Origin of the sequence: Flavobacterium anhuiense (assembly GCF_900101855.1) — a bacterium.
Taxonomy (GTDB): domain Bacteria; phylum Bacteroidota; class Bacteroidia; order Flavobacteriales; family Flavobacteriaceae; genus Flavobacterium; species Flavobacterium anhuiense.
This window is the reverse complement of sequence record NZ_FMVC01000001.1, coordinates 237349-253466: the sequence shown is the minus strand read 5'-3', so window position 1 is coordinate 253466 and position 16118 is coordinate 237349. Positions and strand designations below refer to the sequence as shown.

The following is a 16118-nucleotide window of genomic DNA, read 5'->3' as shown; positions in this document are numbered from 1 at the left end:
TTGTATAGATAGTATAATTTCTTCAGCATTAAAAGAAACAATAAAGCAAAATATAAAATCAAAAAGCTGTAATTAGTTTTTTTAAACTTAATTACAGCTTTTAAATTATAGGTTAATTAAAAGATATCTTTAATTGGATTTGGAAATTTAAGGATGGAGAATATTTGTATTCTACCATTCATTCACCTTATTGGCATCCATTTTAAGGAAAATAAACAATAAAATAGTGAATCCCCAGAGTCCAGAACCTCCATATGAAAAGAAGGGTAGAGGAACCCCGATTGTTGGGAAAATTCCAATTACCATCGCAATGTTAACAAAGAAATGGATAAAGAGAATTGCGGCAACACAATATCCGTATACACGGCTGAATTTTGTTTTCTGTCTTTCTGCTAAATAAATAATTCTAAGAAGCAGGCCTGTGAAAAGTAAAATAACGACCAATGAACCTACAAAACCCCATTCTTCACCAACAGTGGTAAAGATATAATCGGTGTGTTGCTCTGGTACAAATCCTCCTTTGGTTTGCGTGCCTTCAAGAAAACCTTTTCCAAGCCATCCCCCAGAACCAATTGCAATTTCAGATTGGTTGGTATTGTATCCAATACCTTTCATATCTACAGTTTTGCCTAATAAAATATTGAAACGGTCTCTGTGGTGTTGTTTAAAAACATTGTCAAATACATAATCAACAGAGAAAACAAATCCTGAGATTAGAACTAATAAGATACCGCTCAAAATGATATTTCTATCTACGACTCTTCCTTTAAAGTGTATAATTGCTAACACAACAAAAGCCATTGCAATTACCGCATATGGTTCTAAAACTAAAGTGAGAACGAAAAGAACAATGGTTATAAATGCTGTCCAAACATACCAAGAGGGCAAACCTTCTCTATATAAAACAAGTATGAACGCACTATAAATTAAAGCACTTCCAGGATCTGGTTGTGGTAAAATCAATATTACGGGCAATAGCATAATGGCCAAAGCTTGGATTTGTCTGTTAGTTTCTTTTAAGTTAATTTGAGTGTCACTCAAGTATTTGGCTAATGCAAGAGAAGTTGCAGCTTTTGCAAACTCAGATGGCTGTAAAGTGAAGCTTCCAATGGCATACCAGCAACGCTGTCCTGCTATAGTTTTCCCGAAAAGGAATAATCCTGCAAGAGACAATAAGGAAACTCCAAAGATGATACTTGCATATTTTTCGTAAAATTTACCATCAACAAAAAGCACAACAAATATCAATGGAATAGTACAACAGATAAAAATAAGTTGTTTTTGATACGTTCCATCGGTAGATAACAAAGAAGACGAGTAAATATTAAGCCAACCTAAAGTTACCAGCGCAATGTAGATAAAGACACTTATCCAATCAATATTATTTTTTACACTTTGATTTTTCATTTGAAATAATCTTTCTTAGTTTTTCTTTGTTGTGTCTACGGCTGTTTTTTTAACTTCAGTTTTTGGCGCTGTTGCGGCCGGTGCTTTTGGTTTTACAATTTTTGCTTGCAAAACAGAATCTTTTGGAACAGATTCGATTTTAAGAGCATCGCTTATTCCGCCTACTTTAGCATATTCTGAAAGTAAGCTTTTGTTTAATACTCTTACTTCTAGATCGGTTCTTGTAATTTTCTTTCTTAGATATTTCTCAATCATTAAACTCGCAATCGGACCTGCAACTGTTGCTCCGAAACCTCCATTTTCAATCATAACGGCGATAGCAATTTTTGGATTGTCTTTTGGGGCAAAAGCAACAAATATAGAGTGGTCTTTAAGCTGTGTTCTTTTGCCGTTTATTTTGGCAAAGTTCTCAGCAGTACCTGTTTTCCCACAAATATCTATTCCTTCAACTCTAAGAGCATAAGCTGTACCTTTATTATATACATCAAATAATCCGCTGATGACTGGCGGGAAATATTTTTGATCAATCGTGGTCACGTGTTTTGTAGTGAACTTTTCGTCTATTTTTTCTCCCTCAATTTTTTTAATGATGTGAGGTGTGTAATAATATCCTTGATTAGCAACTGTAGCCATCATATTTGCCAATTGAATAGGCGTCATTAAAACCTCTCCCTGTCCAATTGCATTTGATACAATAGTAGAGCTTCTCCAACCTCCGTTAGGATAAATTCTTTTATACGTTTTTGAAGTTGGGATATTTCCCCTTTTACCAGTTGGCAAATCATAACCCATGAACTGGCCTAATCCAAAACTTTTTACATGGCTGCTCCAAACATCAACAGCGTGGCCAGGGTCTTTGTACTTGTTGATGGTAAGCATATAGGCTTGTCCAAAATAGGTATTGCAAGAATTGTAAATTCCATTATGTAATTGGTGTGGCCCAAAACCGTGACACTTCATAAAACGTCCTCCACCATAACTAAATCCGTGATGACACATAAAAGTAGTCTGCTCATTTACTACACCTTCTTGAAGTGCAACTAAACCAGTCAGGATTTTGAATGGAGAACCTGGAGGATACTCTGCTAAAAGTCCTCTGTCGTATAAAGGTTTTGCAATAGAATCGTGATATAAAAGTGTATAATTTTTAGATCTCTGACGTCCTACTAAAATACCTGGATCATAAGAAGGAGCGGTAACCAATGCTAGAATTTCTCCAGATTTAGGTTCAATAGCAACAATTCCTCCTCGTTTATTAATCATTAATTCTTCTCCATATTTTTGAAGTTCAGCATCGATCGTTAAATTAATGTCTTCTCCAGCAACGGCGATGGTATCGTATTTTCCTTCTTTATAAGGACCAATTTCTCGGTTGTATTTGTCTTTTTGAATATATTTTACTCCCTTTATACCGCGTAAAATTTCTTCATAGCTTTCTTCTACACCTTGCTTTCCAATTAAATCTCCACTGTTATAGTAAGGATTTTTAGCAATTTGTTTTTCATTTACTTGAGTTATAAAACCAAATATATTGGCACCGTAATCAACCTCATAATCGCGAAGTGATCTTTTCTGAAAATAAAAACCATCATATTTTCTGATTTTTTCCTGAAAAGCAGCAAATTCATTTTTATTCAGCTGTGATAAAAAAACAGAAGGAAGTCTTGGACTGTAAACTTTTGCTTTTTCAATACGCTTATGGTATTCCTCTTGTGTAATATTCAGAAGAGCACAAAATTCGGCAATATTTAGGTCTTTTTTTATGTCTCTTGGAATAACCATGATGTCATAAGAAGCCTGATTCGCAACCAGAAGTTTTCCGTTACGATCATAAATATAACCTCTTTCAGGGTAGTCATATACTTTTTTTATTGCATTATTTTCTGATTTCAGCTTAAAAGAATCATCAATAATCTGCAGGTAAAAAATCCTAATCACTAGCAAAGACGCTGCAATAATAATTATAGTGGGCAGCAAGACTTTTCTCATCGTTTATTGGGCTTAATAAGATAAATTATTATTATTGAGGTGATTATAGTAAAGATAGAACTAAATAAGGTTCGGAGCAAAATGTCCCAGATAAATTTGAATTGAAATGCTTCCAGAACAAATAGTACAATGTGATGCATTAAGACCGAAACCAATATGAATGAAAATCGTTCGGGTGTTAAAGATTCGTTTAGTTTAATAGTTTGATATTCATAACTTAAACCAAAAGAAAATTTAAAAATGTAAGGTCTGTAATAGGCTAAAATAACACAAGCAGTGGCGTGTATTCCGCCAGAGTTACAGAACATATCCATGATCAGACCTAAGAAAAAGCTTGAAATAATTAATCCAGCTTTATTGCTGTTTACTGGGTAAAGAATAATATACAAGATATAAGGGAACGGACTTATATATCCTAAGAAATTCATATTGTTGAAGATAACAATCTGAATTGCCAGTAACATAATAAATCGAAAAATATTGACTAACAGAGCGCTATTCATTTTTTTCTTTGTTTTCTAAATTAATAAGTTCCTCTCTGTCTTTGCTTTTGATAATATAGACGTGCCCTAAGTTTGTCATGTCGTTAAATAGCTTAACTTTTATAACATAAAAACTGGTTTGTTCTTCTTTATAAACCGTTTCAACAGTACCAATATTGATTCCTTCAGGGAAAATCACTGATTGTCCTCCTGTTACAATGGTATCTCCTTTTTTAACTGAAGCTAGCCTCGGAACATCTCTTAGCTGCACGAATCCTGTGCTTTTTCCATCCCATGTTAAAGAACCAAAATGGTTTGATTTTTTTAACTTGGCATTAATTCTAGATTTCATGTTCAGAATGCTCACAACAGTAGAATATCTTGGAGATGTATCATCTATAACACCCACAATCCCCAAACTATTTATTACTCCCATATCTGGTTTAACGCCTTCGTTAGATCCAGAATTTAAAGTAAGGAAGTTTTCGTGTGTACTGTATGTGTTATGAATTACTTTTGATACAATGATATCAGCAGGTTTTACCCCTTTAATAGTGTCAGGTAAAGGTATTTTAGATGTGTCTTCTTTGTTGAATAAAAGACTTTTTAATCTTGCGTTCTCAAGTACAAGTTCGTCGTTTTCAGCTCTTAAATTCATGTATTCATTAACACGATTGATTTTTTCATAAACACCTCCGCTTAAGAAATTTGCAGAGCTGATTATTTTGCTTCTGTGGTAAGAATGGGATTGAATCGTGAGTCCTAACGAAATACCTAAAAGCAGCAAAAACAGCAATCGATTACTGTTTCTTATAATGAAATTAAATATTTGCTGCATTTCTTGTCTGGTTATTTTGTTTCAGGATATGCTTAAAGGTTTCAGTTTTTACAAGGGTCAAATAATAGAAATTTGACCCTTATAAAAGTAAATTGATTGTTATTTTGAATCTTATTTGATTAAGATGCTTTTGAATTTTGCAATGTTTTTAAGAGCCATTCCTGTACCGCGAACAACAGCTCTCAAAGGATCTTCAGCAATATAAACTGGCAAATCTGTTTTTTGAGATATACGTTTGTCAAGACCTCTTAACATAGATCCTCCACCAGCTAAATAGATACCCGTATTGTAGATGTCTGCTGCTAACTCAGGAGGAGTCTGAGATAATGTTTCCATTACCGCATCTTCAATACGCTGAATAGATTTGTCTAATGCTTTTGCAATTTCACGGTAAGAAACATCTACTTGTTTTGGTTTACCAGTAAGCAAATCTCTACCTTGAACTGACATGTCTTCTGGCGGACCATCTAAATCTTCGATAGCCGCACCAATTTGAATTTTAATTTTTTCAGCAGTACTTTCTCCAACAAATAAGTTGTGCTGTGTACGCATGTAATACACGATATCGTTTGTGAAAACGTCACCTGCGATTTTTACAGATTTGTCACATACAATTCCGCCCAAAGCGATAACAGCAATTTCTGTTGTACCACCTCCGATATCTACAATCATGTTTCCTTTTGGTTGCATAATGTCAATACCAATACCAATTGCCGCCGCCATTGGTTCATGAATCAAATAAACTTCTTTTCCGTTTACTCTCTCACAAGATTCCTTCACCGCTCTCATCTCCACTTCAGTAATACCAGAAGGAATACATACAACCATACGTAAAGCTGGAGTAAACATTCTTTTTTTCAATGCAGGAATACTTTTAATGAACATATTGATCATTTTTTCCGAAGCATCAAAATCAGCGATTACACCATCTTTCAAAGGCCTTATAGTTTTGATGTTTTCATGTGTTTTACCTTGCATCATGTTGGCTTCTTTACCAACAGCAATGATTTTGCCTGATACTCTATCACGTGCAACGATAGATGGACTATCAATGACAACTTTATCATTATGAATGATTAAAGTGTTTGCGGTTCCAAGGTCTATCGCAATATCCTCGGTCATGAAATCAAAAAATCCCATAAGTTTTTTAGGGGTTTAAAATGTTATAAATTATTTATCGAACAAAGTTAAACAAATTAATGTTTAAAATGACGAGTTCCTGTAAATACCATTGCAAGATTATTTTCATTGCAATAATTTATACTTAATTCGTCTTTTATCGAACCTCCTGGCTGAATTACAGCAGTTATTCCTGCTTTTTTAGCTAATTCTACACAATCCGGAAATGGGAAAAATGCATCACTTGCCATCGAAGCTCCATTTAGATCAAATCCAAAAGCTTTTGCTTTGTCAACTGCTTGAATTAAAGCGTCAACTCTTGAAGTCTGACCCGTACCTGATGAAATCAATGTTCCGTTTTTAGCAAATACAATTGTGTTTGATTTTGTATTCTTGCAGATTTTAGAAGCAAAGATCAAATCTTCGATTTCTTGAGCATTAGGTTCTGTAATGGTAACGGTTTTTAAATGCTCTTTATTATCCGTAATATTATTTCTGTCCTGAATTAACAATCCGTTAAGACAAGTTCTTACTTGACGAGCTGGTAATTCAACGTCGTTTTGTACTAATATGATTCTGTTTTTCTTCTCTTGTAAAACTGTAACTGCCTCATCATCATACGCTGGAGCGATTACAACTTCGCAGAATAGTTTGTTGATTTCCTGTGCAGTTTCCAAATCAATTTTTGTATTAGAAATTAACACTCCTCCAAAAGCTGAAGTAGGATCACAAGCCAAAGCTGCTAAATAAGCTTCGCTGATCGTTTTTCTTGAAGCCAATCCGCAAGCGTTGTTATGTTTTAAAATGGCGAACGTAGGTCCGTCATTCTTAAATTCAGCAATTAAATTTACCGCAGCATCAACATCTAATAAGTTGTTGTATGACAATTCTTTTCCGTGAAGTTTTTTGAACATCGCATCAAAATCTCCAAAGAAGAATCCTTTTTGGTGAGGATTTTCACCATATCTTAAAACTTGACCATTTGCAATGCTTTCTTTGTAAATAGTCTCGTCTGTATTGAAATAATTAAAAATAGCTCCATCGTAGTGAGATGAAACATGAAATGCTTTAGTAGCAAACAATCTTCTGTTTTCTAGAGTTGTTGCTCCGTCTTGCTCAGTAATCAAATCCAAAAGTAAGCCGTACTCGTTAACAGAAGCAACAATTACAGTGTCTTTGAAATTTTTTGCACCAGCACGAATTAATGAAATACCGCCGATATCAATTTTTTCAATAATATCTTGTTCGCTAGCTCCAGAAGCAACTGTTTTTTCAAAAGGATACAAATCAACAATTACTAAATCGATTTGAGGAATATCAAATTCCTTCATTTGCTGCACGTCGCTTTCGTTGTCTTGACGATTCAAGATACCACCAAAAATTTTTGGGTGTAAAGTTTTAACTCTTCCGCCAAGAATTTCTGGGAAAGAAGTAATGTCTTCAACAGGAACTACTGGAATGCCAAGGTTTTTGATGAAATCTTCAGTTCCTCCAGTTGAATAAAGTGTTACATTTTGCTCGTGTAATTTTCTAACAATTGGTTCTAATCCATCTTTAGAAAAAACAGAAATTAATGCCGATTGTATTTTTTTAGTTGTGCTCATTGTGTAGTTATGATTTTGAGACTGCAAAAGTAGTTTTTTTATATATTATATTAAAAAAAATTAGTGTAACAAAATGCTAAAAAAATCTACTGATGAGTAAGTTAACTTTTATTAGGTTTTTGAATTTAAATTATTGAATTTTACTTTATTGAAAAATACAAAAATATGATCGTTTATCTAAGATTATTGAAAGAAAGTCTAAGCTTTGCCATCAATGCTTTGCGAAATAATAAATTACGCACTCTGTTGTCGCTTTTAGGTGTTACGATTGGTATTTTTTCGATTATCGCTGTTTTGGCTGCCGTTGACTCTTTAGATAAAAAAATCTCTAAAGATTTGAGCAGCTTAGATAAAAATACAATTTATTTAATGAAATATTGCTTTGGGCCATCTGAAATTCCGCAATGGAAGAGAGAGCAGTTTCCAAATGTAAAATATGACGAGTACATTGGCCTAAAAAACTCAATGAATAATACTGATCAAGTCGGATACCAGCTTTTTGTAAACAGGGAAAGTTTAAAATACGATTCTAAAACAGTCAGCGATGTAAATATTATTCCGTCGTCAAGCGAAATGGTTGATATTGATGGGTTGAGTTTTGATAAAGGAAGATTTTATAATGAATCTGAATCTAATTCTGGAACTCCTGTTATTGTTCTTGGATATGATATCGCTGAAGGACTTTTCGGCTCAAGCGATCCGATCGGGAAAAATATTCGTCTATACGGACAGCGTTTTACCGTTATTGGCGTAATTGCCAAACAAGGAGCTGGATTCTTTGGAGACAGCAATGATACTTCGGTTTATCTTCCTGCTAATTTTTTAAGAAGAATGTACGGAGATAGCGATTCTATGACTCCAGTTATTGTGTTGAAACCAGTTAAAGGTGTCGATATGGATGCTTATAAAGCAGAAATTGCGCAAAAACTACGAGCAATTCGCGGAATGAAAGCGGGAGAAATGGATAATTTCTTTATCAATGTCCTTTCTGGATTTACCGATTTTATTGATGGAATTTTAGGTCAGATGAATTTTGTCGGCTGGATCATCAGCGGATTTTCTCTTCTGGTTGGAGGTTTCGGAATTGCCAATATTATGTTTGTTTCAGTTAAAGAAAGAACAAATCTTATCGGAATTCAAAAATCATTAGGCGCAAAAAATAAATTTATCTTATTCCAATTTTTGTTTGAAGCTATCATTCTGTCAGTTATTGGTGGAATCATTGGGCTTCTGATGGTTTGGGGAATTGCACTTGTTTTGACAAAAATGCTAGATTTTGAATTTGTTTTAAGCCTTGGAAATATTATTTTAGGAACAAGTTTGGCAGCCTTTATTGGACTAATTTCTGGTATCCTTCCAGCGGTTTCGGCAGCAAATTTAGATCCTGTTGAAGCTATTCGAACTGGAATGTAAATGTTGCTTTTGTGTTATTTTACTGTAAATTTTGATGGCTCGAAATAATTAGATATTTTTGATAGAACCAAGAACTAAATCCTTAACACAATGAGCTTTAATCTTAGATCTGTCGATACTGTTGAGTCTATTTCTAGAGAAGATTTCAAGAAGAATTATTTGGATAAAAAAAAGCCCTTGATTATAAAAGGACTCACAAATGATTGGCCTGCAAAGGAGAAATGGTCGACAGAATATTTTAAGGAGATTGCTGGTGATATTGAGGTAAAATTAGTCGATAATTCTAAAGCAGATCCTTCAAAAGTAATTAATGCTTCTATTGCCACTATGAAATTTGGCGATTACTTGGATCTCATAAAAAGAGAGCCTACGCAATTGCGTATCTTTTTCTTCAATCTTTTCAAGCATAGACCAGAATTGGTTAATGATGTAAAAGTCCCAAAAGAATTAATGGGAGGTTTTATTGAAAGTATGCCTGCTATGTTTTTTGGAGGTTCAAAGGCGATTACTTTTCTGCATTATGATATCGATTTGCCACATCTTTTCCATACACATTTTGGAGGGAGAAAGCACATTATATTATTTGATAATAAATGGAAAAAAAGGCTTTATTGCATTCCAAATACTACTTATGCTTTAGAAGACTATGATGTTGCTAATCCCGATTTTGAAAAATTCCCAGCTCTAAAAGGAGTAGAAGGATATGAAGTTTTCTTGGAACATGGCGATACTTTATTCATGCCAACGGGAATGTGGCATTGGATGCGTTATATAGATGGTTCTTTTTCTCTTACGCTTCGAGCGTGGGACGCATCTTGGTCTCGAAAAATAGCCAGCGTTTGGAGTTTATTTATGCACGGAGCAGTAGATAGTGGTATAAAAGTAGTTTTTAGAGAACGTTATGCTGTATGGCGTGAGAAACTGGCTTTTAAAATTGCTGAGAAAGAATTAAAGAAGGATTTGAGAAAGGCTAGCTAAGAAAAATTCCTTAGGAGAAATATTGGTAGCAACGGAATTTATTCCGTTGAATGTTTGATATGTCCATGTTTAATATAAAAAAATCCCAAGAAATAATTTCTTGGGATTTTCTATTTTAAATAGTTTTAAAACTATTTTCTAATATCATTATTTTGAATCAAATCGATATATAAGTTGATCTTATCTTTCAATTCTTTTCTTGGCGTGATAAAGTCTAAGAAACCGTGCTCTAATAAGAACTCAGCAGTTTGGAAACCTTCTGGCAAATCTTTTCCTGTAGTGTCACGTACAACACGTGGACCAGCAAAACCAATCAAAGCGCCTGGCTCAGAGATGTTGATGTCTCCTAACATAGCGTAAGATGCAGTTGTTCCTCCTGTTGTCGGGTCTGTGCAAAGAGAGATGTAGGGTAATTTAGCTTCAGCTAATTGAGCTAATTTTACAGAAGTTTTTGCTAATTGCATTAAAGAATAAGCAGCTTCCATCATACGAGCTCCACCAGATTTAGAAATCATTACAAAAGGAAGTTTGTTTTTAATGGCGTGATCAATACCTCTCGCGATTTTCTCACCCACAACAGCTCCCATAGATCCACCGATGAATGCAAAATCCATACAGCAGATTACAAGTTCTCTTCCTTTAGATTTTCCAACTCCCGTACGTACAGCGTCTTTAAGATGAGTTTTTTCCATTACGTCTTTCAATCTGTCTGCATATTTCTTTGTATCAACAAAGTGCAAAGGATCTTTAGAAGTCATGTTTTTATCTAACTCAACAAATTCGTTGTTGTCGAATAAAATTTCAAAATAGGTTGCGCTTCCAATTCGAACATGAAAATCATCTTCAGGGCTAACGAACAAATTTCTCGCCAATTCGTCAGCATCAATAATTTTTCCAGTAGGAGATTTGTACCACAATCCTTTCGGAACGTCCATCTTATCTTCAGTAGCGGTCGTAATCCCTTTTTCTTGTCTCTTAAACCAAGCCATTTTTTTAATTTTAGAATGTAGATTTTAAATTTTAGATTTTTCAATCTGAATTCAAAATTTAAATTTCAGGCTTCATTAGAAATCTGAAATCTAAATTCAAAAATCTAAAATTTAAAGTGTGTTTACGTTATTTAAATCAGCAAAAGCTTGTTCAAGTCTCGCGTTGAATGTCACTTCGCTTTCACGAACCCATTTTCTTGGATCGTAGTATTTTTTGTTTGGAGCATCTGGACCTTCTGGGTTACCAATTTGAGTTTTTAAGTACTCAATATTGTTTACCATATAATCACGGATTCCTTCAGTGTATGCAAATTGTAAATCTGTATCAATGTTCATTTTGATAACTCCGTAACCGATAGCTTCTCTAATTTCTTCAAGTGTAGAGCCTGAACCTCCGTGGAAAACGAAATCAACTGGGTTGTGTCCAGTGTTGAATTTGCTTTGTACGAAATCTTGAGAATTTTTTAAGATTTTTGGAGTTAATTTTACGTTTCCTGGTTTGTAAACACCGTGAACGTTTCCGAAAGCAGCAGCAATTGTAAATTTAGGGCTTACTTTAGATAATTCTTCGTAAGCGTAAGCTACTTCTTCTGGTTGAGTGTATAATTTTGAGCTATCTACGTCTGAGTTGTCAACGCCATCTTCTTCACCACCTGTAATACCAAGCTCGATTTCCAATGTCATTCCCATTTTGCTCATTCTAGCTAAATATTCTTTGCAGATTTCGATGTTCTCTTCGATTGGCTCCTCAGACAAATCGATCATGTGAGAACTGAATAATGGTTTTCCTGTTTCTGCGAAGTGTTTTTCAGAAGCATCTAATAAACCATCGATCCAAGGTAAAAGTTTTTTTGCACAGTGGTCAGTGTGTAAGATTACAGTTGCACCGTAAGCTTCTGCCAAAGTATGAATATGTTTTGCTCCTGCGATTCCTCCCGCGATTGCTGCTTTTTCACCTGCATTTGATAATCCTTTTCCAGCGTTGAATTGCGCTCCACCGTTAGAAAATTGAATGATAACTGGCGCGTTAAGTTTCGCTGCAGTTTCAAGAACTCCATTAATTGTGCTTGATCCAGTAACGTTTACTGCTGGAAGAGCAAAACCCTTCTCTTTCGCATAATTAAAGATCTCTTGTACTTGATCTCCTGTAGCTACTCCTGGTTTAATGTTGTGTGCCATTTTAATTTTTTTTATAGTTGTTTTTAGTTTTTAGGTTGCAAAAATAAGAATTAATTAGCATTAGAACGGATAATTTATACCAAAATTTAAAACCGAGTGTCCAAAATTGTATTCTTTAAACCATCGGTCTCCCTTCTCATGTGCCGGATTATAAGTCTTAAAGCCTAAATCTAAACGTATCACAAAAAAGCTCAAATCGTATCTCAAACCAAATCCTGTTCCTAAAGCAATTTCTTCTAAATCGTTTAAGTTGTCAAATCTTGCTTTTGGATCTATCACATTATCGAGCACATTCCAGATATTTCCGGCGTCTGCAAAGAGAGCTCCTTTCACATCTCCGAAAATTTTGAAACGAAATTCTGCGCTAGCGGCAAATTTCATATTAGCCTCGTTAAAGTCGTTTACGGCATTGGTGCTTCCAGGTCCTAAAGCATAAGGCTGCCAAGCTCTGTTGTCATTGGAACCTCCGCCATAATAACTTCGCGAAAACGGAATGTAGTTTGAATTTCCAAACGGAATTGCAATTCCAAAGAAGCTTCTCACTGCCAAAACTTTCTCTTTTCCAAAATCCCAGTGTTTGATATAGTCAAATTCAGTTTTTATATACTCTGAATATTCTAGATTAAAAATCTCGTAGTTTCCTTTAGAATTCTTAGGTAAATTTCCAATCTCTGAAATAGCTGATAATAAAGTTCCTGCCGATTCGATTTTAGTTCTAAACTGATAGAAATTATTGTCGGCCAGATCTTTTTTGGTTGTTTTGGTAAAAGAAAAACTGGTTGCCAGAATAAAATCATTTTCGGTCAAACGAACTCTTCTTTCTTCAATGCTTTCAACTTCCTGATATTGCGAATTGCCTGGAGTCAAGGCTGTTTTTCCAGTCAATACATCATTTGTAAAACCAGTGGTTCCTTGGGGTATAGTAAGATCTTTTCGAGCTTGTTCCTCAGGTGTATCTCCCCAGTTGTTGACATTGGTATTGTAATCTTTTCCGATATAATTTAAATCATCATAAGAAGAAGTGTATACATTAAAGTAATTGTCTGGATTTAAATTACGGACAAACTGTGCATTCAACAATTCGAATTTTGCTGTATTATGACGTTTTGGTGTCCAGTTGTACGAGATACCTCCCGTAAAGTTTTCTTTGTCCAAACCAATATTTCGCTGCTTAGAAAAACCAGAAGTAATAGAGGTGTAGGGAATCATGCTTTTAGGAATGATTTTTTCTGTTCCAAAAGGGAGTAGAATTCTCGGAAAGTTCAATTTCATATCCAGACCATATTCAGAAACATTAAAGAAATTATTGTTCGGATTGGCCATATCTCTAGATGATCCCACATTTAAACGGGCAGAAATTTCAAGGGTCTCAGCGCGGTTAAATACATTTCGAATCGTTTCCGAAACACTGGCTCCAATTCCAAAATCCTGAATGTTAGAATGCGTTAAGTCAAGAGTGGCTCCAAAACTGTATTTTTTTCTCGGAGTCAAATAAACATTGGCAATAAGAGATTGAGCTGTAGAATCTCTTTTGTCCACTTCATATTGTATTGACGGATAGTTGAAAATCCTTAAGTTATTCAAATATCGAGACGAAAGAGTTGTTCTAAAATCGGCAAAAGTACTTCCTTTTGTGATGAAAATCGCATCGGTAATCGCACGCGGTTTATATTTTAAAGTCTTGTAGCTATATAAATTAAAGTTGTTGTACGTTACACTATCTGTTGGTTTTTTCTTGGCATTTGCGGCAGAATAATCAGTGTAAATGTTTACATCGCTAATTTTATACAATTTAAAAGGCTCTGTACGGCTAGAATCTCTTTCTTGAATGGTATTATTGTTTATGATTAAAGTCACATCAGCTTTTGCTTTTTTGCCAATGGTATCAATGTCAAAAGTTACATAGGTTGGCTGAAAGTAATAAGCACCGTGATTTCTAAAATAGGTTGTGATGCGGTTTTTTTCTTCTTCAAAATCTGTGGTTTTGTATTGATTTCCAGATTTTAATAAAGAAGGTTCGTTATTAGTTCTATATAATGAATCTAATGCAGGAGTCATTATTTTGGTTCTAATAGTATCTAACTTGTAAGCCGGTCCTGTGGTAATGTTATAATTAATGGCAGCTCTCTTTTTTCCAACCGTATCAATAGTATAATCGGTTTGAACATTAAAAAAACCATTATTGAAATAATAGTATTTTAATCGAAGCAATGATTTTTTAGTTTTAGAAGTATCAATGATTACTGGCGGTTCACCAGTGCTTTTTAGAAATTCATGAATTCCTTTATAATAGAAAGATTGCCCTAGACGGTCCACTTGTTTTGCAGAAAATATCTTAGACATACGCTCATATTTTCCAGGATTGTTTTTAAATTTTGCCTGATAAGTAGAATCTGGATTTAAATTGGCTAAATTGTATAAATTTAATCGAAGTTTATAGCCTAATAATTTACCATTTGGTTTTTGGTACATCTGATTTGAAGCTATCTCATCGTTTGTCGATTTTCCGTTAACTAGAATATTATTTTTTACAAGAAGGTTTTTTCCATCGGGAACTCTTTTTACGGCATTACAAGCGCAAATTAATATTGCAATTAGAAGAAATGCTATTATTTTTGTGGAATTATTTTTCAAGTGTTTTTTAATATTTAATTCAAAAGTACATTATTTTATGGTTAGTAAAAACCAAATAAAACTAATATCAGGCTTGCATCAAAAAAAGCAGCGTTTTGCTAATCAATTATTTTTTGCTGAAGGAGTAAAAGTAATTCAAGAATTGCTGCAATCCAATTTTGAATTAGAACATTTATACACCACGTTAAATGATTTTCAAACGGTTCATGCATCAAAACGCACTCTTATTAATGAACAAGAACTGAAAAAAATAAGTGCTTTGTCGACTCCAAATTCTTGTTTGGCAGTTTTTAAAATTCCAGCCGAAAAAGAAATAATCGATTCAGGCTTGATTTTAGCTTTAGACGACATTAGAGACCCAGGAAATCTAGGCACTATTTTACGTCTATGCGATTGGTTTGGCATTAAGCAGATTATCTGTTCTAAAGAAACAGTGGATATATATAATCCGAAAGTGGTACAAGCTACAATGGGATCTATTACCAGAGTAAATGTAAACTATGTTGATTTAAAACTTTTTCTTGCTCAAACTAAACTGCCGATTTTTGGAACTTTTATGGACGGAGAAAATATTTACCAATCAAAACTGCCTCAGGACGGAATCATTATTATGGGTAATGAAGCCAATGGAATTTCAGATGAGATTGAAAAAATCGTAACCAGCCGTCTCACAATTCCTAGATTTGGAGAGCTTCAAAAAACTGAAAGTTTAAATGTAGCTACTGCAACAGCAATTATTCTTAGTGAATTTAAACGAAATAGTTAATATTTTGTTTTAATGGAAAGTGAAATTTATTAAAAGCGCTCTAGATTTCATCGAATCAATGTTTCCTGTCCATGGGCTGTCTGGAGTATTGTCTCTAATAAGCTCATCCGTTATGCCGAACATTCCTCTAACAGAAGGAGAGAAAATAAAGTATTCTGTAAAAATATCAATTCCTAAACCTAACTCATAAGCGGCTGTCCATTGTTTTACTCTAAATTTTTGCTCGAAGTTGTCGTCTTTAGATTTGGAGTTACTCGATAAATTTAAAGTTGTAGACATTCCGCCAACTAAATAAGGACGTATGTTTCCTGTACGTTTAGCAGAAAATTTCAATAATAAAGGAAAGTGAATATAAGTGCTGTTTACTTCTCTTAAATAATCACTTTCTTTGTTGCTTATGCCTGGGAAATAAAGATCACGTTTCGTATAATACAAACCTGGTTCAAAACGCAGATTAATATATTCCTGAAGCCTTAAATCAGCCACAACCCCTACGTTAAAACCAGTTGTTTTTTTAACTTGAATATCTTCCTGCACAGGAGTTTTGTAATCAAATTTAAAGTCAAAACTATTAAAGCCTAAATAATAGCCAAAGTAGATACGCTGCTTTTGCCAGTTTTCAAGATTAATAATAGGATCTTTGCTAAACATATTTTTAGCAAATTGCGAATGTCCTTTTGTCGTTAAGACCAATAAAAATAAGATTACAACTTTTTTCAT

General features: G+C 34.1%; 13 protein-coding genes. 3 read left to right on the top strand and 10 right to left on the bottom strand.

What is annotated here, in order from left to right; all coding sequences use genetic code 11:
* Positions 1-171 precede the first annotated feature (171 nt).
* The 6 genes from rodA to purH all read right to left on the bottom strand — a co-directional run bounded on the left by rodA (position 172) and on the right by purH (position 7439).
* Positions 172-1407, bottom strand: a complete 1236-nt coding sequence (rodA, locus tag BLP44_RS00995; protein WP_008466520.1) for a rod shape-determining protein RodA — start codon at positions 1405-1407, stop codon at positions 172-174.
* A gap of 15 nt (positions 1408-1422) precedes the next feature.
* A complete protein-coding gene (gene mrdA, locus BLP44_RS00990) occupies positions 1423-3396 on the bottom strand; it encodes a penicillin-binding protein 2 (protein WP_066032915.1) in 1974 nt (657 codons plus the stop codon).
* Positions 3393-3899 carry a hypothetical protein gene (locus BLP44_RS23100; protein ID WP_008466524.1) on the bottom strand — a complete coding sequence of 169 codons (507 nt, stop codon included), beginning with the start codon at positions 3897-3899 and terminating at the stop codon, positions 3393-3395. The genes mrdA and BLP44_RS23100 overlap by 4 nt, the downstream gene beginning before the upstream one ends.
* Positions 3892-4716: a rod shape-determining protein MreC gene (gene mreC, locus BLP44_RS00980; RefSeq protein ID WP_008466526.1), complete on the bottom strand. Its 825-nt coding sequence runs from the start codon at positions 4714-4716 to the stop codon at positions 3892-3894. The genes BLP44_RS23100 and mreC overlap by 8 nt, the downstream gene beginning before the upstream one ends.
* Positions 4717-4827: 111 nt before the next feature.
* Positions 4828-5856, bottom strand: coding sequence for a rod shape-determining protein (locus BLP44_RS00975; RefSeq protein ID WP_008466528.1), 1029 nt, complete (start codon positions 5854-5856; stop codon positions 4828-4830).
* 56 nt (positions 5857-5912) lie between these two features.
* Positions 5913-7439 (bottom strand): bifunctional phosphoribosylaminoimidazolecarboxamide formyltransferase/IMP cyclohydrolase, encoded by a 1527-nt coding sequence (purH, locus tag BLP44_RS00970; RefSeq protein WP_091128350.1) that lies wholly within the window; start codon positions 7437-7439, stop codon positions 5913-5915.
* Positions 7440-7604: 165 nt separating this feature from the next.
* Between purH and BLP44_RS00965 the strand changes: the two genes are divergently transcribed.
* The gene (locus BLP44_RS00965) at positions 7605-8852 is read left to right on the top strand and encodes an ABC transporter permease (RefSeq protein ID WP_066032913.1); all 1248 of its coding nucleotides are present in this window, start codon (positions 7605-7607) and stop codon (positions 8850-8852) included.
* Positions 8853-8942: 90 nt separating this feature from the next.
* Positions 8943-9830 carry a cupin-like domain-containing protein gene (locus BLP44_RS00960; RefSeq protein ID WP_091128347.1) on the top strand — a complete coding sequence of 296 codons (888 nt, stop codon included), beginning with the start codon at positions 8943-8945 and terminating at the stop codon, positions 9828-9830.
* 131 nt (positions 9831-9961) lie between these two features.
* On the opposite strand, the gene accD is transcribed toward BLP44_RS00960, so the two are convergent.
* The 3 genes from accD to tamL all read right to left on the bottom strand — a co-directional run bounded on the left by accD (position 9962) and on the right by tamL (position 14632).
* Positions 9962-10819: an acetyl-CoA carboxylase, carboxyltransferase subunit beta gene (accD, locus tag BLP44_RS00955; protein ID WP_008466538.1), complete on the bottom strand. Its 858-nt coding sequence runs from the start codon at positions 10817-10819 to the stop codon at positions 9962-9964.
* A 111-nt stretch (positions 10820-10930) separates the two neighbouring features.
* The gene (gene fbaA / locus BLP44_RS00950; protein ID WP_008466540.1) at positions 10931-11998 is read right to left on the bottom strand and encodes a class II fructose-bisphosphate aldolase; all 1068 of its coding nucleotides are present in this window, start codon (positions 11996-11998) and stop codon (positions 10931-10933) included.
* Between the two features lie 60 nt (positions 11999-12058).
* On the bottom strand, positions 12059-14632 hold the full coding sequence (gene tamL, locus BLP44_RS00945; protein WP_008466542.1) for a translocation and assembly module lipoprotein TamL: 2574 nt from the start codon (positions 14630-14632) through the stop codon (positions 12059-12061).
* A 37-nt stretch (positions 14633-14669) separates the two neighbouring features.
* Here tamL and BLP44_RS00940 point away from each other — a divergent pair, with 37 nt between their 5' ends.
* Positions 14670-15398 (top strand): RNA methyltransferase, encoded by a 729-nt coding sequence (locus BLP44_RS00940; protein WP_091128343.1) that lies wholly within the window; start codon positions 14670-14672, stop codon positions 15396-15398.
* Between the two features lie 9 nt (positions 15399-15407).
* On the opposite strand, the gene porT is transcribed toward BLP44_RS00940, so the two are convergent.
* The gene (porT, locus tag BLP44_RS00935) at positions 15408-16118 is read right to left on the bottom strand and encodes a type IX secretion/gliding motility protein PorT/SprT (RefSeq protein WP_008466547.1); all 711 of its coding nucleotides are present in this window, start codon (positions 16116-16118) and stop codon (positions 15408-15410) included.